This is a genomic window from Pantoea sp. B9002, from assembly GCF_013385945.1.
Taxonomy (GTDB): domain Bacteria; phylum Pseudomonadota; class Gammaproteobacteria; order Enterobacterales; family Enterobacteriaceae; genus Pantoea.
Genome location: NZ_JACAPA010000127.1, coordinates 1 through 421, shown reverse-complemented (window position 1 = coordinate 421; position 421 = coordinate 1). Strand labels below are relative to the sequence as shown.

Here is a 421-nt window from a genome sequence, read left to right as displayed (position 1 = left end):
CACCGCCTCGAGGCTGCCAAAATCATCTGCCAGCGCCGCGTATTCGGGTTCCAGTTTCCACCCCGACATCAGAGTGCGTCCCCGTAGCGCTGCTTGCGCTTGTACAGCTTGTCGGCCTTGCTTTCCAACCAGGTCAGCAACGCCGCCTCGTCACGCAGGACCTGACGCAGCGGCTGGCGGAAATAGCCCCGCAGGAAGCGCAGCTTGTCGCGCTGGGTAAGGCCGATATCCAGCACCGAGAAATACAACCCCGCCAGATCCTTGTTGCGCCAGCGACGCGGGATGCTCGGGCGAACCTGTGCACGGTGCAGGTCGATGACCGAAAGCTTGAGGTCAGCGGCCATCACCGGCCTGTCGGTGTGCAGCAGGAAATGGGCAATATAACAGTCACGATGGTTGAGTCCGGCCCGGTGCATGCCAC

1 protein-coding gene is annotated in these 421 nt (G+C 62.2%); it reads right to left on the bottom strand.

The annotated features are described in order from the left end of the window. Positions 1–68 precede the first annotated feature (68 nt). The coding region (gene rfaP / locus HX773_RS25500; protein ID WP_176973815.1) for a lipopolysaccharide core heptose(I) kinase RfaP at positions 69–421 on the bottom strand (353 nt) is incomplete at its 5' end.